The sequence below is a fragment of the Streptomyces sp. NPDC029296 genome (assembly GCF_055569255.1).
This window is the reverse complement of sequence record NZ_JBVHXT010000002.1, coordinates 116803-133366: the sequence shown is the minus strand read 5'-3', so window position 1 is coordinate 133366 and position 16564 is coordinate 116803. Positions and strand designations below refer to the sequence as shown.

The following is a 16564-nucleotide window of genomic DNA, read 5'->3' as shown; positions in this document are numbered from 1 at the left end:
CCGAAGGAGGAAGCCATGAGTGAGGGTGTCGACGACGCGGGATGGGACGTCGAGCCGGGCGACGAGATCGAGCCGGTCGTCCAGGCGGTGGGCCGGTTGCTCAAGGTCTGCCGGGAGTCGGCCGGGGTGAGCGTACCCGAGCTGGCGGAGGCCCTGGGTTACGGCGAGGACATGATCCGCAAGATCGAACGCGGGGCCCGTATCCCCCGGCCAGAGTTCCTGGACGGCGCGGACACGTTCCTGAAGGCGCAGGGGCATCTGCGGGCGTTCCGGGAGGACATGAGGAGGGCGCGGTATCCGAAGAAGGTGCGTGAGCTGGCTGAGCTGGAGGGGCGGGCGGTGGAAATGCTGTTCTACAGCAACTACACCATCCACGGCCTGCTGCAGACGGAGGAGTACGCGCGAGCGCTGTTCGAGATGAGGCAGCCCGCCTACACTCAGGACGTGGTGGAGCGGGAAACTGCCGCGCGGATGGCTCGAAAGGTTGTCTTTGACCGCGAGCCCGCTCCCACGCTCAGTTTCGTCTTGGAGCAGGTGACGCTCGAACGTCCTTATGGCGGCAAAATGGTGCTGCGCCGACAGCTCGAACACCTCTTGGAGGTGGCGATGTTGAGGAACGTCACGCTTCAGGTCATGCGGACCGATCGCGAGGAGAGCGCCGGAATTTCGGGTCTGATCGAGGTGCTGAAGTTTGCGGACGGTACGGCGATCGGGCGTTCGGACGGCGCGTTCAACGGACGCCCGGTCTCGAACCCCAAAGACCTCCGGATCCTTGAACTGCGCTGTGGCATGATCCGGTCGCAGGCTCTCCCGCCCGAGGAGTCGCGGGACTTCATCGAGAAAGCGTTGGGAAGACTATGAGCACCCAGGAACTGCACTGGTTCAAGAGCAGCTACAGCAGCAACGGCGAAGCCGGTGACTGCCTCGAAGTCGCCCCCACCCCCTCCACCATCCACATCCGCGACTCCAAGAACACCGGCGGCCCCTGCCTCACCGTCGCCCCGGCCGCCTGGGCCGACTTCGTCGGCTGGGACGTCGTACGGTCAGAACACCGGTAGTGCCGTGAGCGTGCCGCCGTCGACCAGGAACACGCGGTTGGCGTCGGCCGTCAGCCAGTAGTCGTCGGGGTTCTTGATGACGCGGAAACTCCAGGTCGTCTTGTTCAGCATGGAGTCGGGGTCCTCGTAGAGGCTGCCGCCGTTCGGTCCGTCGGAGACGTTGAGGACGTTGACCGCGCCCTCCTTCGCGTTGACGGCGACCGACCAGAAGCCGTGGCCCTGGACCACCAGCGGGCTGTACGGGTCGCACAGCTGCTGGAGGTCGTAGGGCCAGCCGCTTTGCTTGCCGTCCCTGATGTCGAAACGGAGCGGCGCCCCGAGCGCCGCCGCGAAGACGTAGGGGCCGTGGAGCGCCGCGGGGCCCCAGAACACCTTCGTGCCGTCCGACCGTCGCAGGTCCGGGCGCCACAGCTGCTTGCCGTCGGTGATGCGGCGGGCCGTGAAGTACGGACTGCCGCTCACGAAGAGGGTCCCGCCGGACGCCGTGATCGCCGGTCTGTCGTCGGCCTGGTCGCGCAGCAGCCACCGTTGCCGTCCGGTGCGCGTGTCGACGGCGAGCACGTGCCCCGCCTTGGTGGCGACGGCCAGGACGCCGTGGGACGCGACGCCGCGCGCCGTGCCCGCCGTACCCAGGTCCACACCGGGCTTGGCGGTCCAGCGGATCCCCGCGTCGGAGCGGCCCACGGCGCGCAGCCGGCCGTCGCGGGTGACGACGTACACCGCCTCCGCGTCGGCCGCGAGAACACTGGCGGCCTCGGCGGGTGCCGTCCACTTGGGGGCGCCGGTGGACGCGACGAAGGTCCGGAGCGTGCCCTCGTCGTCGACGGCGGCGATCAGGCGGTCGGAGAGCGAGACGAAACGGCCCTTCGCCCGCACCTCGGGGGCGGACCAGCGGGGCTTGCCGTCCACCACGCCGTGCGCCGTGATGCCGCCCTTGGGATCTCCGACGATCAGGACGTCCCGTACGGGCAGCGGGGCGGGCATGCCGGATCCGATGGCGGAGGTGCGGCTCCACAGCGGGGCGGGTGCCTGGCCGAGGACGTAGTCCCCCTTCCCGGCGGACAGCAGGCGTGCCTTCGGGGCGGCGACGGCGGGCGGGACGTCGAAGGCGTCCTCGCCGCTGCCGCGCAGGAACCACCAGGTGGCCGCGCCTCCGCCGGCGAGGGCCAGCGGGCCGCCGACCGCGAGGGCCGTCAGCACGCGGCGCCGGGAGGCCCCGCCCGGGGTGACGCCCGTTCCGGGCAGGGTGGTCAGCTCGTGCAGGGCGCGCTCCCGGCGCCGTACCTCCTCGGCCAGCGCGCCGGAGCGCCACACCCGGTCGGCGCCGGGCGGCGGGGCGAAGGCCCGCGCGATCGCCTCCGGGGCGGGCCGGTGCGCCGGATCCTTGGCCAGGCAGGGGCCGATGAGCTGCTGGAGGGCGGGCGGGACCCCGTCCATGCGCGGTGCGCCGTGCACGACCTCGTACTGCACGGCGGCGACGTGCGAGCCGGTGAACGCGCGCTGCCCGCTCGCCGCGTACACCAGCAGGGCGCCCAGGGAGAAGACGTCGGCGGCCGGTCCCACCCGCTGCCCCAGAGCCTGTTCCGGCGCCCCGTACCCGGGGGTGACCGGCACCTGGCCGGTGGTGGTGAGGGTCAGGCCGTGCTCGGGACGGGCGATGCCGAAGTCGATGACGCGCGGGCCCGCCGAGGTGAGCACCACGTTGGCGGGCTTCAGGTCGCGGTGCACCAGACCGGCGGCGTGGATGTCCCGCAGCGTGAGCGCGAGTGCCGCCGCGAGAGCGCGCACCCCGTGCTCGTCGAGCGGGCCGTACGCGCGGACCACCTCTTCGAGGTCCGGGCCGGTGAGGAACTCGGTCGCGATCCACGGGCGCCCGCCCTCGGTCCGCGCGTCCAGGACCCTGGCCACCCCCGGGCTGCCGACCGCCCGCGCCATCCGGGCCTCGCGCACGAAGCGCTGCCCGAGCTGCGGATCGTCCGCCAGGTGGCGGTGCAGCACCTTCACCGCCGCCGACCGCCCCTCGCGGTCCTGGCCGACGTACACCTTGCCCATGCCGCCCTCGCCGAGGACGCCGAGGACGCGGTACGGGCCGAGGCGGAGCGGGTCTCCGGTGCCCAGTGGCTTCATCTTTCCCGACCTTGGATCTCAGAGGAGCGGATAACCGGCGGCATAGCTCCCGCCCAGGGCGATCAGGCTCCCGGAAGCGGGGTGGGCGAAATAGCGGGCGGTGGCGGGGGCGTCGACCGGACGGGACGTGGCACCGTCGGCCAGAGCGACGGCCGCCAGGCGCGAGGACGCCCTGCGGTACACGTGGGCGACGCCGACGACGGGCGGTTCGGCGAGGTCGGCGGTGGTCGCCCCGCCGCCCTTCTCCGTCCAGCGGGGCGCGCCGCTGCCCGCGTCGAGTGCGACGAGGCCGCGATCCGGCCGCACCGCGTACACCACCCCGTCCCGGACCGCGGGCGGGCTGAAGGGGGTGCCCCTGCCGTGGCTCCAGACGACCTTCCCGTCGTCCAGGCCGAGCGCGAGCAGCCCGTCCGCCGCCGGGTACACGTGCCGGTCGTCCACGGCCGGCCGGGTCCGGCCGGCGGCCGGCGGCGCGCCGTCGAGGGGGCGGTCCCACAGCAGGCGCCCGGTGCCGGTGTCCCGTACGACGAGCCGGGCGGAGCCGTCGGCCGACTGCTGGACGAGGACCAGGCGGCTCCCCGACACCTGGGCCGACAGGACGTGCAGCCGCGTGCTGCCGTCGGGACGTGCCGGGAGCGGGACCTCCCACAGCTTGCGGCGGGCGCGGACGTCGAGGGCGAGCAGGTGCCAGATTTGACCCGCGCGGAAGGCGGCGTTGCGCGACGAGTCGGCGGGCTGCGGGCCCCGGCCGCCGACCGCGTACACGGCGGTGCCCGAGGCGCACAGCAACTGGGTGCCGTGGAGGCCGCCGTTGAAGTCCTTCAGCTCCAGGTACGGGTCCCCGAGACGGCCGTCGGCCGGGCCGACCGGGCACAGGGACAGCGGACCCGCCTCGTCCGCGGTGTACTCCAGGGTGTGGATCCGCGCGCCGTCGGCGACCGTGAGGTGCCCGAAGTACACCTCGGGGTCGGTCCACAGCGTCTTCCCCGTGCGCGGGTCCACCCCCTTGAGGTTGGTCTCGCCCACGGCCACCAGCCGGTCGAGCAGCAGCGGGTACGGCGGCACGGGCGGGTCGGTGAACTCGGCCGCCGTCTGCCAGCGCAGGCCCCACCCGGGTTTCGCCGGGCCGGTCGGCGCGGGCCGCGCCGGAGCGGTCCCGTCGCGCCGCCCGAGCCAGGCCCAGGCGCCCGCGCCCGCCGCGGCGACGCCGAGGGCCGCACCCGTGCCGACGGAGAGCAGCCCGCGGCGGGAGATCCCGGCCCGGGTGCCGGCGGGCGCGGGGTCGCCATGGCCGTCCCCGGCCGGGGGCGGCAGCCGGCGTGGCCCGGCCCGCCAGACGTCGGCGGCCCGGCGGGCGATGTCCGCGAGCACGGGCTCCGGGAGACAGTCCGCGAAGTCCTGTTCCTCACCGTCCAGCAGGGCGCGCAGCCGGTCGGTCGCGGGCCGTTGCCGGGGGTCCTTGGCGAAGCACGGGAGCAGTACGGGGACGAGGCCGGCCGGGACCCCGGTCAGGTCCGGTTCCGCGTACCGCACCCGGTACAGCAGGTCGGCCGCCTGTCCGGTGCCGAACGGCCCCCGGCCCGTGGCGGCGTGCACCAGGACCCCGGCCAGGGCGAACACGTCGCCGGCCGGGGTGTGCTCCTCGCCCGCCGCCTGCTCGGGAGACATGAAGGCGGGGGTGCCCGCCGCGGAACCGGCCCGGGTGAGGCGGTCGTCGCCGAGGGCCCGAGCGATCCCGAAGTCGATGACCTTGGGCCCGTCGGCCGTCACCATGATGTTGGACGGCTTCAGGTCCCGGTGGACGACCTCCGAGTCGTGCAGCCGGGCCAGCGCGGCACACAGGCGGGCGCCGACGGCCCGGACCGCCCGCTCCGGCAGGGGGCCGTTCAGCCGGACGGCGTCGTCGAGGGGCGGCCCGATCAGGTACTCCGTGGCCAGCCAGGGCGTCTCGTGGCCGAGGTCGGCGTCGAACACCCGCGCCCCGGACTCGCCGCCGATGACCCGGGCCGCGTCCGTCTCCAGCCGGAACCGGGTCCGCAGCACGGGATCCGCGGCGGTGCGGGCGTGCATCGCCTTCACGGCGACGACCCGCCCGAGGTCCGAGCGGCCGAGGTAGACGGTGCCCATGCCGCCGCTGCCGAGGCGGGCCGTCAGGTGGTAGGCGCCGAGCCGGACGGGGTCGTCGTGGGAGAGGGGGGAGAACATCAGCGCTGCCCCGCCTCCCCGGCGCGTGCGGGCGGCAGGGTCACGAGGACGTCCGCCGACTGACGGGCGAGGGCGGCGACGATCCTGGCCGGCAGAGGGAACCGGTGGGTGTCGACCACCGTGGGTGTGGGTGTGGACACGGGTGTGGTCTGCGGCCGGGGGCCGGGCGCCGTCGGCAGGGCCGCGAGATCGGCTGCCGACGGCCGGCGGGCCGCGTCACGGGACAGGCAGGCCGTGACCGGCCCCCGCAGCGACACCGGAAGCTCCTCCCGCTCCGGCACGGTGTGCCCGGTGCTCGCGTAGGCGAGCACACCACCGAGGCCGTACACGTCACCGAGCGGCCGGGGCCGGCCGCCCTGCGCCTGCTCCGGTGCCAGGCACCCGGGATCCAGCACGGGGCTGCCCAGCCGCCGCTCGCCGTCCGGCGCCACGGCCCGTACGGCGCCGAAGCAGGTCAGCAGCGGACCGTCCACGCCCAGCAGGACGGCCGCCGGGGACACACCGGCATGGGTCACCCCCTGCGCGTGGGCCGACGCCAGCGCGCCGGCGAGGGCCGCCCCGAGCGCCCGTACGACGGATTCGGGCAGCGGTCCGCCATGGGCGGCCAGCACCGCGGGCAGGGGCAGTACAGGGGTGTACGGGGTGGCATACCAGGGCGCGACAACCGTCCCGGCCACCTCGGTCACGGGCGCGAAGCCCGGCACGGACGACCGCCGGGCGGCCTCGGCCTCCACGGCCCAGCGGGCGGGGTCGATCCCGGGATGCGGCAGGTGGACCAGGACCGTGCGCCGTCCGTCCGCACTACGGGCGATGTACCGGCGCTCGGGCGTCCGCCGCCGTTCGTGCTCCTCGTCCAGCGCGCCCAGTACCGCGTACGGTCCGATGAGCGGCGGGTCGTCCTGACGCAGCCGCTCCATGCGCGCGTTCCCCCCGGTTGTCGGCACAGGCCAGCGATCTTACCGGCCGTGTCCGAAGAGCCCCGGGCGGCGGCCTTCGCCACACGCGAGGCCGAGCAGGATGATCACATGACCCTTCGCGACCTGTTCACCGGCACCAGGCACCCCGACCCCGGCGTACCGCCCCGGCCCGCTCACGAAGTCCGCGCCGCCCTGCTCGCCGTCGGCGGGCCGGACGTGCCGTACGTGGTGCGCGAGGGGGTGAGCGGCGGGGCCGACCTGGTGGCCGAGTGGCGCGTCCGGGAACCCGACTGGCACGGCTTCTTCGCGCGGGCCCGGGTGGACCGGTCCCTGGAGACGCGGATGCGGCTGGTCCCGGAGAAGCACGAGGTGCGTGCGCTCGACCGGGAGTGGGAGGTCGCCTGGGCCGGGGAGAGGCCCCGGCTGACCTTGGCGGCGAAGGGGTCCCGGGGGCAGGTCAGGTCCGTGTCCCGGAGCTGGACGGTCGGGCGGGGGCCCGACGGGAGGATCCGGGCCACGGAGGACCACCGTTTCGACACCGCCGAGATGAAGGGGCCCCTGCAGGAGGCGGTCCTCGGTGCCGGGTGGATCTGGCGCGGGGCGCTGTTCAGGCTCTGAACCGGTCGCGGTCCCGGGTCCGCAGGACCGCCAGGGCGTAGGCGACGCGGACGTCCAGACGGCGGGGGGAGTGGCGGTAGGACCTGGTCAGGCCCCGGTAGTCCAGGACCGTGCCGGTGCCGGGGGAGTGCCAGCGGGTGCGGGCCGGGCTGCCGAAGGCGAAGTCGCCGGGGCTGCCGTCGAAGAAGGAGTACACCGTCGCGCACAGCACCCACAGGAGCCAGGCGGGCGCGGTGGCGACGTACAGCAGCCAGGCGTACCAGGTGCCCGCCCTGCCCGTGACCTCGGCCTGCCGGGACGGGCCGGCGAGCCGCGCGGTCCAGCGGACCCGGCGGGGCCAGGGGAGCAGGCGGCCGGGGCGGCGGGTGACGCGGGCCAGGGGAGTGCCGTCGGCCGCGCGGACGTCGTGGGTGTCCGGGCCGGCGGGGGCGACGGAACAGAGCGGGCGGTCGTCCGCGGCGGTGTGGATCCAGCACGGGCGCCCGGCCGTACGGGAGGCGTAGACCCGCGCCAGCGGTGCGTCCCCGGGGCGGCGGGCGACCGTCGCGACCAGGTCCGCGTCGGGGGGCAGGTGCGCCGGGACGGGGCCGGACAGCGGTACCGGGTTGTTCGCCGAGATCAGGAAGGAGTACGGGGTGTCGTCCACGGTGACATCCTCCGCGCCGGTGATCCCGGCGCACGAACCGGCGACGCGCGGCATCCGCACCCCGGTTTGACCTACGTCACTCCCGGGGTAATCTCTTCGGCTCGATTGGCACAGCGGCCGTCCCGTATGGCAGACTGTCCGAGTTGCTCGGTCGAGTGTTGATGCTGCGCGCCTCCCGCCGGGAGGACCGGAAGCGAGTCCCACAGTACTCGTCGTCCTAACTGCCCTCGGGCAGCACTGGGGCGGACGTACGGGAATCTTCCGGGAAGCGTGGGCGCGACACCGGCCAGGCACCCGGTGGGCCCGAGGTCCCCGGTCCGCGGTTCCGGAAGGGCCGTGTCAATCCCGCAGGGATGTTCGGACAAGGGACATCTGTGTCAGCGGGAGCGCGACACGCCCGACCGCGTGGGTCGGTCGAGCAAGGGTCACACAGAAGGAACACCGGGTTCCAGAGCGTTAGAGAGACAGGACTACTGAGTAGCCATGGCGGGACAGAAGATCCGCATCCGGCTCAAGGCCTACGACCACGAGGTCATCGACTCCTCGGCGAAGAAGATCGTCGAGACGGTGACCCGCACTGGTGCGTCGGTCGCGGGCCCGGTGCCGCTGCCCACTGAGAAGAACGTGTACTGCGTCATCAAGTCGCCGCACAAGTACAAGGACTCGCGCGAGCACTTCGAGATGCGCACGCACAAGCGCCTGATCGACATCCTCGACCCGACCCCCAAGACCGTTGACTCTCTGATGCGACTCGACCTGCCGGCCGGTGTCGACATCGAGATCAAGCTCTGAGGCTGGTGGGCTGAGAATGGCTAAGCAGATCAAGGGCATCCTGGGCGAGAAGCTCGGCATGACGCAGGTGTGGGACGAGAACAACCGTGTTGTTCCGGTCACCGTCGTCAAGGCCGGCCCCAACGTCGTGACCCAGGTTCGTACCAACGACGTCGACGGCTACGAGTCGGTCCAGATCGCCTTCGGCGAGATCGACCCGCGCAAGGTGAACAAGCCCCTCAAGGGCCACTTCGCGAAGGCCGACGTCACCCCCCGTCGCCACCTCGTCGAGATCCGCACCGCGGACGCCTCCGAGTACACGCTGGGCCAGGAGATCACCGCCGAGGTGTTCGAGGCCGGCGTGAAGGTCGACGTCACCGGCAAGAGCAAGGGCAAGGGCTTCGCCGGTGTCATGAAGCGTCACAACTTCGGTGGCCTCGGCGCCGGTCACGGCACCCAGCGCAAGCACCGCTCGCCCGGTTCCATCGGTGGCTGCGCCACCCCGGGCCGTGTGTTCAAGGGCCTCCGCATGGCGGGTCGCATGGGCAACGAGCGGGTCACCACCCAGAACCTGACCGTCCACGCCGTTGACGCGGAGAAGGGTCTGCTGCTCATCAAGGGCGCGGTTCCCGGTCCGAACGGCGGCCTCGTCCTGGTCCGCACCGCGGCCAAGGGGGCCTGAGGTAACCGATGAGCACTGTTGACATCCTTTCGCCGGCGGGCGAGAAGGCCGGTTCCGTCGAGCTCCCCGCGGAGATCTTCGACGCCAAGGTCAGCGTCCCGCTGATCCACCAGGTCGTCGTCGCGCAGCTGGCCGCTGCCCGCCAGGGCACGCACAAGACCAAGACCCGCGGTGAAGTCCGTGGTGGTGGCAAGAAGCCGTACCGCCAGAAGGGCACCGGTCGCGCCCGCCAGGGTTCGACCCGCGCGCCGCAGTTCGCCGGTGGTGGCGTCGTGCACGGTCCCGTGCCGCGTGACTACTCGCAGCGGACCCCGAAGAAGATGAAGGCCGCCGCCCTGCGCGGTGCCCTCACCGACCGGGCGCGTCACAACCGCATCCACGTCGTCTCCGGCGTGGTCGAGGGTCAGATCTCCACGAAGGCCGCCAAGAGCCTGTTCGGCAAGATCAGCGAGCGCAAGAACCTGCTCCTGGTCGTCGACCGCTCCGACGAGGCCGCGTGGCTGTCCGCCCGCAACCTGCCCCAGGTCCACATCCTGGAGCCGGGCCAGCTGAACACGTACGACGTTCTCGTCTCGGACGACGTGGTCTTCACCCAGGCCGCTTTCGAGTCCTTCGTGTCTGGCCCCAAGGCCGCTGACACCGAAGGGAGCGAGGTCTGATGGCTATCCGTCACCCCGCCATTGCCTCGAAGGCCGCCAAGGCCGCCAAGGCCGCGCGCGTCGCCAAGGCGCGTCGCCACGCCACCGAGGGCAAGAACACCGTCGAGACCCCGCTGAGCAAGTCGTACACGGACCCCCGTGACGTCCTGCTGAAGCCGGTCGTCTCCGAGAAGAGCTACGCGCTCCTCGACGAGAACAAGTACACGTTCATCGTCGACCCGAACGCCAACAAGACCCAGATCAAGCAGGCCGTCCAGGCGGTCTTCGACGTCAAGGTCACCGGGGTCAACACGATCAACCGCCAGGGCAAGCGCAAGCGCACGAAGACCGGCTTCGGTCAGCGTGCCGGCAGCAAGCGCGCGATCGTGACCCTCGCCGAGGGCGACCGTATCGACATCTTCGGCGGTCCGACCGCCTAAGGGCGGTCCGGATCGTCCGATATCGGACGAGGACTGAGAAATGGGAATCCGCAAGTACAAGCCGACTACGCCGGGCCGTCGTGGCGCCAGCGTTGCCGACTTCGTCGAGGTCACGCGGTCCACGCCGGAGAAGTCGCTGGTCCGTCCCCTGCACAGCAAGGGCGGCCGTAACAACGCCGGTCGTGTGACCGTTCGCCACCAGGGTGGCGGACACAAGCGCGCCTACCGAGTGATCGACTTCCGTCGTCACGACAAGGACGGCGTGCCGGCGAAGGTCGCGCACATCGAGTACGACCCCAACCGCACCGCGCGCATCGCGCTGCTGCACTACGCGGACGGCGAGAAGCGCTACATCCTCGCCCCGCGCAACCTGCAGCAGGGCGACACCGTGGAGAACGGTCCCGGGGCCGACATCAAGCCGGGCAACAACCTGGCCCTCCGCAACATCCCGGTCGGTACCACGATCCACGCGATCGAGCTCCGTCCCGGTGGCGGTGCCAAGTTCGCCCGCTCCGCCGGTGCCTCCGTGCAGCTGCTCGCGAAGGAGGGCGCCTACGCCCACCTGCGCATGCCGTCCGGTGAGATCCGCCTGGTCGACGTCCGCTGCCGCGCCACCATCGGCGAGGTCGGCAACGCCGAGCAGTCGAACATCAACTGGGGCAAGGCCGGCCGCAAGCGGTGGCTGGGCGTCCGCCCGACCGTCCGTGGTGTGGTCATGAACCCGGTCGACCACCCGCACGGTGGTGGTGAGGGTCGTACCTCCGGTGGCCGCCACCCCGTGTCCCCGTGGGGCAAGAAGGAAGGCCGTACTCGTTCGCCCAAGAAGGCGTCGAACAAGTACATCGTCCGCCGCCGCAAGACGAACAAGAAGCGCTAAGGACGGGTTGAGATGCCTCGTAGCTTGAAGAAGGGGCCCTTCGTCGACGACCACCTGATCAAGAAGGTGGACGCCCAGAACGAAGCCGGCACCAAGAACGTCATCAAGACCTGGTCCCGTCGCTCGATGATCGTCCCGGCCATGCTCGGCCACACGATCGCGGTGCACAACGGCAAGACCCACATCCCGGTGTTCGTCACCGAGTCGATGGTCGGCCACAAGCTCGGCGAGTTCTCGCCGACCCGCACCTTCCGGGGCCACGTCAAGGAAGACCGGAAGTCGAAGCGCCGCTAGTAGCGGATCGCATTCAGACACGTAAGTAACTGAAGGGACAACCATGGAAGCCAGGGCCCAGGCGCGGTACATCCGCGTCACGCCCATGAAGGCCCGCCGCGTGGTGGACCTCATCCGTGGCATGGACGCCACGGAGGCCCAGGCCGTCCTGCGATTCGCTCCGCAGGCCGCCTCGGTGCCGGTGGGCAAGGTGCTCGACAGCGCCATCGCCAACGCCGCGCACAACTACGACCACACCGATGTCGACAGCCTCTTCATTTCCGAGGCCTACGTCGACGAGGGCCCGACCCTGAAGCGGTTCCGGCCGCGCGCCCAGGGCCGTGCCTACCGGATCCGCAAGCGGACCAGCCACATCACCGTGGTCGTCAGCAGCAAGGAAGGAACCCGGTAATGGGCCAGAAGGTAAACCCGCACGGGTTCCGGCTCGGTGTCACGACCGACTTCAAGTCGCGTTGGTACGCCGACAAGCTGTACAAGGACTACGTCAAGGAAGACGTCGCCATCCGTCGGATGATGACGTCCGGCATGGAGCGCGCCGGCATCTCCAAGGTCGAGATCGAGCGCACCCGTGACCGCGTCCGCGTGGACATCCACACCGCTCGCCCGGGCATCGTCATCGGCCGCCGCGGCGCCGAGGCCGACCGCATCCGCGGTGACCTGGAGAAGCTGACCGGCAAGCAGGTCCAGCTCAACATCCTCGAGGTCAAGAACCCGGAGACGGACGCTCAGCTGGTGGCCCAGGCCGTCGCCGAGCAGCTGTCCTCCCGCGTCTCCTTCCGTCGGGCCATGCGCAAGAGCATGCAGTCCGCCATGAAGGCCGGCGCCAAGGGCATCAAGATCCAGTGCGGTGGCCGCCTCGGCGGCGCCGAGATGTCCCGCTCGGAGTTCTACCGCGAGGGCCGTGTGCCCCTGCACACGCTCCGCGCGAACGTGGACTACGGCTTCTTCGAGGCCAAGACGACCTTCGGCCGCATCGGTGTGAAGGTCTGGATCTACAAGGGCGACGTCAAGAACATCGCCGAGGTCCGCGCCGAGAACGCTGCCGCCCGTGCGGGTAACCGCCCGGCCCGCGGTGGCGCCGACCGCCCGGCCCGTGGTGGCCGCGGTGGCGAGCGGCGCGGTCGCAAGCCGCAGCAGGCTGCCGGTGCCGAGGCCCCCAAGGCCGAGGCCCCCGCGGCTGCCGCTCCGGCTGAGAGCACCGGAACGGAGGCCTGACCGAAATGCTGATCCCCCGTAGGGTCAAGCACCGCAAGCAGCACCACCCGAAGCGCAACGGTATGTCCAAGGGTGGGACGCAGGTTGCGTTCGGCGAGTACGGCATCCAGGCGCTGACCCCGGCCTACGTCACGAACCGCCAGATCGAGGCGGCCCGTATCGCGATGACCCGCCACATCAAGCGTGGCGGCAAGGTCTGGATCAACATCTACCCGGACCGTCCCCTCACCAAGAAGCCGGCCGAGACCCGCATGGGTTCCGGTAAGGGTTCCCCGGAGTGGTGGATCGCGAACGTCAAGCCCGGACGTGTGATGTTCGAGCTGTCGTACCCCAACGAGAAGATCGCCCGTGAGGCGCTGACCCGTGCGGCCCACAAGCTGCCGATGAAGTGCCGGATCGTCAAGCGCGAGGCAGGTGAAGCGTGATGTCGGCCGGTACCAAGGCGTCCGAGCTGCGCGAGCTGGGCAACGAGGAGCTTCTGGCGAAGCTCCGCGAGGCCAAGGAAGAGCTGTTCAACCTCCGCTTCCAGGCGGCGACGGGTCAGCTCGAAAACCACGGTCGGCTGAAGGCCGTCCGTAAGGACATCGCGCGGATCTACACCCTGATGCGCGAGCGCGAGCTGGGCATCGAAACGGTGGAGAACGCATGAGCGAGAACAACGTGACTGAGCACAACACCGAGGCGCGCGGCTTCCGCAAGACGCGCGAGGGCCTCGTCGTCAGCGACAAGATGGACAAGACCGTCGTCGTCGCCGTCGAGGACCGCGTCAAGCACGCGCTGTACGGCAAGGTCATCCGCCGTACGAACAAGCTCAAGGCGCACGACGAGCAGAACGCCGCGGGTGTCGGCGACCGCGTCCTCCTCATGGAGACCCGGCCGCTGTCCGCGACGAAGCGCTGGCGCGTCGTCGAGATCCTCGAGAAGGCCAAGTAGGTAATTCGCGCAAGCGAATTCCAATAGATACGCCTGTGGGGCTAACCCCGCAGGTCAGTTCCGCCAGGCTCGGCAGGGGCCCCTCCCGAAAGGGGAGGCCCCTGCCGGGAACCGGCAGACGATCAGGAGATAGACGTGATCCAGCAGGAGTCGCGACTGCGTGTCGCCGACAACACTGGTGCGAAGGAGATCCTTTGCATCCGTGTGCTCGGTGGCTCCGGTCGCCGCTACGCGGGCATCGGTGACGTCATCGTCGCCACCGTCAAGGACGCGATCCCCGGTGGCAACGTGAAGAAGGGTGACGTCGTCAAGGCGGTCATCGTTCGCACCGTCAAGGAGCGCCGCCGTCCGGACGGCTCGTACATCCGCTTCGACGAGAACGCCGCCGTCATTCTGAAGAACGACGGCGACCCTCGCGGCACCCGCATCTTCGGCCCGGTCGGCCGTGAGCTGCGCGAGAAGAAGTTCATGAAGATCATCTCGCTCGCGCCGGAGGTGCTGTAAGCATGAAGATCAAGAAGGGCGACCTGGTCCAGGTCATCACCGGCAAGGACAAGGGCAAGCAGGGCAAGGTCATTGCCGCTTACCCGCGCGAGGAGCGCGTCCTGGTCGAGGGTGTCAACCGGGTCAAGAAGCACACCAAGGCCGGTCCGACCGCCAGCGGTTCCCAGGCCGGCGGCATCGTGACCACCGAGGCGCCGATCCACGTCTCCAACGTCCAGCTGGTCGTGGAGCAGGACGGCAAGAAGGTCGTCACGCGTGTCGGCTACCGCTTCGACGAAGAGGGCAACAAGATCCGCGTTGCCAAGCGGACGGGTGAGGACATCTGATGGCTACCACCACCACTCCGCGTCTGAAGCAGAAGTACCGCGAGGAGATCGCGGGCAAGCTGCGTGACGAGTTCAAGTACGAGAACGTCATGCAGATCCCCGGCCTCGTCAAGATCGTGGTCAACATGGGTGTCGGCGACGCCGCCCGTGACTCGAAGCTGATCGAGGGCGCGATCCGCGACCTGACCACCATCACCGGTCAGAAGCCGGCCGTCACCAAGGCCCGCAAGTCCATCGCGCAGTTCAAGCTGCGCGAGGGTCAGCCGATCGGTGCCCACGTCACGCTCCGTGGCGACCGCATGTGGGAGTTCCTGGACCGCACCCTGTCGCTCGCGCTGCCGCGCATCCGCGACTTCCGCGGCCTGTCCCCCAAGCAGTTCGACGGCCGTGGCAACTACACCTTCGGTCTCACGGAGCAGGTCATGTTCCACGAGATCGACCAGGACAAGATCGACCGCGTCCGGGGTATGGACATCACCGTGGTGACCACGGCGACCAACGACGAAGAGGGCCGTGCCCTTCTCCGTCACCTCGGCTTCCCGTTCAAGGAGGCGTGAGCGAGATGGCGAAGAAGGCTCTCATCGCGAAGGCTGCTCGCAAGCCCAAGTTCGGTGTGCGTGGCTACACCCGCTGCCAGCGCTGCGGTCGTCCGCACTCCGTCTACCGCAAGTTCGGCCTGTGCCGCGTGTGCCTCCGTGAGATGGCTCACCGTGGCGAGCTGCCGGGCGTGACCAAGAGCTCCTGGTAATCCCTCATTTAGGGATTCTGGGACCTCTCGGTAAGCAACCGGGACGGCAGGGCCCGATACCCACATGCCGTAGGCTGGTGGGGTTGGGCTCTGCCGCCCTGAACGACTTACTACGCCGTAGGTCCCCGCACCGCACCCGTCCCGTCTGCAGAAGTACGGGGAGAGGGATGGCGCATATAGGAAACCCCGGCGAGAAAGGCCACAGGCCAATTCATGACCATGACTGATCCGATCGCAGACATGCTGACGCGTCTGCGGAACGCGAACTCGGCGTACCACGACTCGGTGTCGATGCCGCACTCCAAGATCAAGTCTCACATCGCGGAGATCCTCCAGCAGGAGGGCTTCATCACGGGCTGGAAGGTCGAGGACGCCGAGGTCGGCAAGAACCTCGTCCTGGAGCTGAAGTTCGGCCCCAACCGTGAGCGCTCCATCGCGGGCATCAAGCGGATCTCCAAGCCCGGTCTCCGGGTTTACGCGAAGTCCACCAACCTGCCGAAGGTGCTCGGCGGCCTGGGCGTGGCGATCATCTCCACGTCGCACGGGCTCCTCACCGACAAGCAGGCCGGCAAGAAGGGCGTGGGTGGGGAAGTCCTCGCCTACGTCTGGTAGCAGAAGGGAACGGAGGAAACAGCTATGTCGCGCATCGGCAAGCTCCCCATCGCGGTTCCCGCCGGCGTGGACGTCACCATCGACGGCCGTACGGTTTCGGTCAAGGGCCCCAAGGGCTCGCTGACCCACACCGTTGCCGCGCCGATCGACATCGCTAAGGGCGAGGACGGCACCCTGCAGGTGCTCCGCCCGAACGACGAGCGTCAGAGCAAGGCCCTGCACGGCCTCTCCCGCACGCTGGTGGCGAACATGATCACCGGCGTGACCCAGGGTTACGTGAAGAAGCTCGAGATCAGCGGTGTCGGTTACCGAGTGACCGCCAAGGGTTCCAACCTGGAGTTCGCTCTCGGTTACAGCCACCCGATCGTGGTCGAGGCCCCCGAGGGCATCACCTTCAAGGTGGAGTCCCCGACCCGTTTCTCGGTCGAGGGCATCGACAAGCAGAAGGTCGGCGAGGTTGCGGCCAACATCCGCAAGCTGCGCAAGCCCGACCCGTACAAGGCCAAGGGTGTCAAGTACGAGGGCGAAGTCATCCGCCGCAAGGTCGGAAAGGCGGGTAAGTAAGCCATGGCATACGGGCAGAAGATCCTCAAGGGCGACGCCTACAAGCGCGCCGCGATCAAGCGCCGTCACATCCGGATCCGCAAGAAGGTGTCCGGTACGGCGGAGCGTCCCCGTCTGGTCGTGACCCGCTCCAACCGCCACATCGTGGCGCAGGTGATCGACGACCTGAAGGGCCACACCCTGGCGTCGGCGTCCACGCTGGACGCGTCGATCCGCGGTGCCGAGGGCGACAAGTCGGCGCAGGCCAAGCAGGTCGGCGCCCTGGTCGCCGAGCGTGCCAAGGCCGCCGGTGTCGAGGCCGTCGTGTTCGACCGTGGTGGCAACCAGTACGCCGGCCGCATCGCGGCCCTGGCGGACGCCGCCCGCGAAGCCGGGCTCAAGTTCTGAGC

At 70.2% G+C, this 16564-nt stretch carries 25 protein-coding genes; 21 read left to right on the top strand and 4 right to left on the bottom strand.

Annotation, left to right across the window (positions count from 1 at the left end; translation table 11 throughout):
• The first annotated feature begins 15 nt into the window (after positions 1–15).
• Together ACZ4W9_RS02120 and ACZ4W9_RS02115 are read left to right on the top strand one after the other, a co-directional pair.
• Entirely contained in the window at positions 16–861 is an 846-nt protein-coding gene (locus ACZ4W9_RS02120) for a helix-turn-helix domain-containing protein (protein ID WP_467932548.1), read from the top strand.
• Complete coding sequence (locus tag ACZ4W9_RS02115; RefSeq protein WP_467932547.1) at positions 858–1058, top strand: DUF397 domain-containing protein; 201 nt, start codon at positions 858–860, stop codon at positions 1056–1058. Before ACZ4W9_RS02120 ends, ACZ4W9_RS02115 begins: the two co-directional genes overlap by 4 nt.
• Here the strand turns inward: ACZ4W9_RS02115 and ACZ4W9_RS02110 are convergent.
• Genes ACZ4W9_RS02110 through ACZ4W9_RS02100 form a run of 3 tightly spaced genes read right to left on the bottom strand, consistent with a single transcriptional unit; the run spans position 1044 to position 6307 of the window.
• The gene (locus ACZ4W9_RS02110; protein WP_467932546.1) at positions 1044–3185 is read right to left on the bottom strand and encodes a protein kinase domain-containing protein; all 2142 of its coding nucleotides are present in this window, start codon (positions 3183–3185) and stop codon (positions 1044–1046) included. The two genes, ACZ4W9_RS02115 and ACZ4W9_RS02110, sit on opposite strands and share 15 nt — an antisense overlap.
• Before the next feature lie 18 nt (positions 3186–3203).
• On the bottom strand, positions 3204–5390 hold the full coding sequence (locus ACZ4W9_RS02105) for a protein kinase domain-containing protein (RefSeq protein WP_467932544.1): 2187 nt from the start codon (positions 5388–5390) through the stop codon (positions 3204–3206).
• Entirely contained in the window at positions 5390–6307 is a 918-nt protein-coding gene (locus ACZ4W9_RS02100) for a serine/threonine protein kinase (protein WP_467932543.1), read from the bottom strand. Before ACZ4W9_RS02100 ends, ACZ4W9_RS02105 begins: the two co-directional genes overlap by 1 nt.
• 108 nt (positions 6308–6415) lie before the next feature.
• On the opposite strand from ACZ4W9_RS02100, the gene ACZ4W9_RS02095 reads away from it, so the two are divergent.
• On the top strand, positions 6416–6925 hold the full coding sequence (locus ACZ4W9_RS02095; RefSeq protein WP_467932542.1) for a hypothetical protein: 510 nt from the start codon (positions 6416–6418) through the stop codon (positions 6923–6925).
• Here ACZ4W9_RS02095 and ACZ4W9_RS02090 read toward each other — a convergent pair.
• Positions 6915–7571, bottom strand: coding sequence for a hypothetical protein (locus ACZ4W9_RS02090; protein WP_467932541.1), 657 nt, complete (start codon positions 7569–7571; stop codon positions 6915–6917). The two genes, ACZ4W9_RS02095 and ACZ4W9_RS02090, sit on opposite strands and share 11 nt — an antisense overlap.
• A 483-nt stretch (positions 7572–8054) precedes the next feature.
• On the opposite strand from ACZ4W9_RS02090, the gene rpsJ reads away from it, so the two are divergent.
• From rpsJ to rplR, 18 genes are all read left to right on the top strand, one after another.
• Complete coding sequence (rpsJ, locus tag ACZ4W9_RS02085; RefSeq protein WP_003948644.1) at positions 8055–8363, top strand: 30S ribosomal protein S10; 309 nt, start codon at positions 8055–8057, stop codon at positions 8361–8363.
• A gap of 16 nt (positions 8364–8379) precedes the next feature.
• Positions 8380–9024 (top strand): 50S ribosomal protein L3, encoded by a 645-nt coding sequence (gene rplC / locus ACZ4W9_RS02080; protein ID WP_103781446.1) that lies wholly within the window; start codon positions 8380–8382, stop codon positions 9022–9024.
• An 8-nt stretch (positions 9025–9032) separates the two neighbouring features.
• On the top strand, positions 9033–9683 hold the full coding sequence (gene rplD, locus ACZ4W9_RS02075; RefSeq protein ID WP_467932539.1) for a 50S ribosomal protein L4: 651 nt from the start codon (positions 9033–9035) through the stop codon (positions 9681–9683).
• A complete protein-coding gene (gene rplW / locus ACZ4W9_RS02070; RefSeq protein ID WP_030601206.1) occupies positions 9683–10102 on the top strand; it encodes a 50S ribosomal protein L23 in 420 nt (139 codons plus the stop codon). Before rplD ends, rplW begins: the two co-directional genes overlap by 1 nt.
• A gap of 40 nt (positions 10103–10142) precedes the next feature.
• Positions 10143–10979 carry a 50S ribosomal protein L2 gene (rplB, locus tag ACZ4W9_RS02065; protein WP_318201884.1) on the top strand — a complete coding sequence of 279 codons (837 nt, stop codon included), beginning with the start codon at positions 10143–10145 and terminating at the stop codon, positions 10977–10979.
• 12 nt (positions 10980–10991) lie between these two features.
• The gene (rpsS, locus tag ACZ4W9_RS02060) at positions 10992–11273 is read left to right on the top strand and encodes a 30S ribosomal protein S19 (protein WP_004984529.1); all 282 of its coding nucleotides are present in this window, start codon (positions 10992–10994) and stop codon (positions 11271–11273) included.
• Positions 11274–11316: 43 nt separating this feature from the next.
• Positions 11317–11664 carry a 50S ribosomal protein L22 gene (rplV, locus tag ACZ4W9_RS02055; protein ID WP_006130776.1) on the top strand — a complete coding sequence of 116 codons (348 nt, stop codon included), beginning with the start codon at positions 11317–11319 and terminating at the stop codon, positions 11662–11664.
• Positions 11664–12488, top strand: coding sequence for a 30S ribosomal protein S3 (gene rpsC, locus ACZ4W9_RS02050; protein ID WP_010036723.1), 825 nt, complete (start codon positions 11664–11666; stop codon positions 12486–12488). Before rplV ends, rpsC begins: the two co-directional genes overlap by 1 nt.
• Positions 12489–12493: 5 nt before the next feature.
• The gene (rplP, locus tag ACZ4W9_RS02045) at positions 12494–12913 is read left to right on the top strand and encodes a 50S ribosomal protein L16 (protein WP_009190136.1); all 420 of its coding nucleotides are present in this window, start codon (positions 12494–12496) and stop codon (positions 12911–12913) included.
• Positions 12913–13137 (top strand): 50S ribosomal protein L29, encoded by a 225-nt coding sequence (rpmC, locus tag ACZ4W9_RS02040; protein ID WP_007494763.1) that lies wholly within the window; start codon positions 12913–12915, stop codon positions 13135–13137. The genes rplP and rpmC overlap by 1 nt, the downstream gene beginning before the upstream one ends.
• Positions 13134–13421, top strand: a complete 288-nt coding sequence (gene rpsQ, locus ACZ4W9_RS02035; protein WP_436955525.1) for a 30S ribosomal protein S17 — start codon at positions 13134–13136, stop codon at positions 13419–13421. The genes rpmC and rpsQ overlap by 4 nt, the downstream gene beginning before the upstream one ends.
• A gap of 135 nt (positions 13422–13556) precedes the next feature.
• A complete protein-coding gene (rplN, locus tag ACZ4W9_RS02030) occupies positions 13557–13925 on the top strand; it encodes a 50S ribosomal protein L14 (RefSeq protein ID WP_003998823.1) in 369 nt (122 codons plus the stop codon).
• A gap of 2 nt (positions 13926–13927) precedes the next feature.
• Positions 13928–14251: a 50S ribosomal protein L24 gene (gene rplX / locus ACZ4W9_RS02025; protein ID WP_467932536.1), complete on the top strand. Its 324-nt coding sequence runs from the start codon at positions 13928–13930 to the stop codon at positions 14249–14251.
• The gene (gene rplE / locus ACZ4W9_RS02020; protein WP_309095770.1) at positions 14251–14808 is read left to right on the top strand and encodes a 50S ribosomal protein L5; all 558 of its coding nucleotides are present in this window, start codon (positions 14251–14253) and stop codon (positions 14806–14808) included. Before rplX ends, rplE begins: the two co-directional genes overlap by 1 nt.
• Before the next feature lie 5 nt (positions 14809–14813).
• The gene (locus ACZ4W9_RS02015; protein WP_003948630.1) at positions 14814–14999 is read left to right on the top strand and encodes a type Z 30S ribosomal protein S14; all 186 of its coding nucleotides are present in this window, start codon (positions 14814–14816) and stop codon (positions 14997–14999) included.
• 213 nt (positions 15000–15212) lie between these two features.
• A complete protein-coding gene (rpsH, locus tag ACZ4W9_RS02010) occupies positions 15213–15611 on the top strand; it encodes a 30S ribosomal protein S8 (RefSeq protein ID WP_014674378.1) in 399 nt (132 codons plus the stop codon).
• 24 nt (positions 15612–15635) lie between these two features.
• Positions 15636–16175, top strand: a complete 540-nt coding sequence (gene rplF / locus ACZ4W9_RS02005; RefSeq protein ID WP_030641195.1) for a 50S ribosomal protein L6 — start codon at positions 15636–15638, stop codon at positions 16173–16175.
• Between the two features lie 3 nt (positions 16176–16178).
• Positions 16179–16562 carry a 50S ribosomal protein L18 gene (gene rplR, locus ACZ4W9_RS02000; RefSeq protein ID WP_344349894.1) on the top strand — a complete coding sequence of 128 codons (384 nt, stop codon included), beginning with the start codon at positions 16179–16181 and terminating at the stop codon, positions 16560–16562.
• Positions 16563–16564 lie beyond the last annotated feature (2 nt).

Excerpts from the sequence above, each read along its gene's own strand:
- rpmC (WP_007494763.1), top strand. The coding sequence starts at position 12,913 with ATGTCGGCCGGTACCAAGGCGTCCGAGCTGCGCGAGCTGGGCAACGAG.
- rplX (WP_467932536.1), top strand. The coding sequence starts at position 13,928 with ATGAAGATCAAGAAGGGCGACCTGGTCCAGGTCATCACCGGCAAGGAC.
- rplE (WP_309095770.1), top strand. The coding sequence starts at position 14,251 with ATGGCTACCACCACCACTCCGCGTCTGAAGCAGAAGTACCGCGAGGAG.
- ACZ4W9_RS02120 (WP_467932548.1), top strand. The coding sequence starts at position 16 with ATGAGTGAGGGTGTCGACGACGCGGGATGGGACGTCGAGCCGGGCGAC.
- ACZ4W9_RS02110 (WP_467932546.1), bottom strand. The coding sequence starts at position 3,185 with ATGAAGCCACTGGGCACCGGAGACCCGCTCCGCCTCGGCCCGTACCGC.
- rpsC (WP_010036723.1), top strand. The coding sequence starts at position 11,664 with ATGGGCCAGAAGGTAAACCCGCACGGGTTCCGGCTCGGTGTCACGACC.
- rpsS (WP_004984529.1), top strand. The coding sequence starts at position 10,992 with ATGCCTCGTAGCTTGAAGAAGGGGCCCTTCGTCGACGACCACCTGATC.
- rplR (WP_344349894.1), top strand. The coding sequence starts at position 16,179 with ATGGCATACGGGCAGAAGATCCTCAAGGGCGACGCCTACAAGCGCGCC.
- ACZ4W9_RS02115 (WP_467932547.1), top strand. The coding sequence starts at position 858 with ATGAGCACCCAGGAACTGCACTGGTTCAAGAGCAGCTACAGCAGCAAC.
- rplF (WP_030641195.1), top strand. The coding sequence starts at position 15,636 with ATGTCGCGCATCGGCAAGCTCCCCATCGCGGTTCCCGCCGGCGTGGAC.
- rplV (WP_006130776.1), top strand. The coding sequence starts at position 11,317 with ATGGAAGCCAGGGCCCAGGCGCGGTACATCCGCGTCACGCCCATGAAG.
- ACZ4W9_RS02105 (WP_467932544.1), bottom strand. The coding sequence starts at position 5,390 with ATGTTCTCCCCCCTCTCCCACGACGACCCCGTCCGGCTCGGCGCCTAC.
- rplW (WP_030601206.1), top strand. The coding sequence starts at position 9,683 with ATGGCTATCCGTCACCCCGCCATTGCCTCGAAGGCCGCCAAGGCCGCC.
- ACZ4W9_RS02100 (WP_467932543.1), bottom strand. The coding sequence starts at position 6,307 with ATGGAGCGGCTGCGTCAGGACGACCCGCCGCTCATCGGACCGTACGCG.
- rplC (WP_103781446.1), top strand. The coding sequence starts at position 8,380 with ATGGCTAAGCAGATCAAGGGCATCCTGGGCGAGAAGCTCGGCATGACG.
- rplD (WP_467932539.1), top strand. The coding sequence starts at position 9,033 with ATGAGCACTGTTGACATCCTTTCGCCGGCGGGCGAGAAGGCCGGTTCC.
- rplP (WP_009190136.1), top strand. The coding sequence starts at position 12,494 with ATGCTGATCCCCCGTAGGGTCAAGCACCGCAAGCAGCACCACCCGAAG.
- rpsQ (WP_436955525.1), top strand. The coding sequence starts at position 13,134 with ATGAGCGAGAACAACGTGACTGAGCACAACACCGAGGCGCGCGGCTTC.
- ACZ4W9_RS02095 (WP_467932542.1), top strand. The coding sequence starts at position 6,416 with ATGACCCTTCGCGACCTGTTCACCGGCACCAGGCACCCCGACCCCGGC.
- rpsJ (WP_003948644.1), top strand. The coding sequence starts at position 8,055 with ATGGCGGGACAGAAGATCCGCATCCGGCTCAAGGCCTACGACCACGAG.
- rpsH (WP_014674378.1), top strand. The coding sequence starts at position 15,213 with ATGACCATGACTGATCCGATCGCAGACATGCTGACGCGTCTGCGGAAC.
- rplB (WP_318201884.1), top strand. The coding sequence starts at position 10,143 with ATGGGAATCCGCAAGTACAAGCCGACTACGCCGGGCCGTCGTGGCGCC.
- ACZ4W9_RS02015 (WP_003948630.1), top strand. The coding sequence starts at position 14,814 with ATGGCGAAGAAGGCTCTCATCGCGAAGGCTGCTCGCAAGCCCAAGTTC.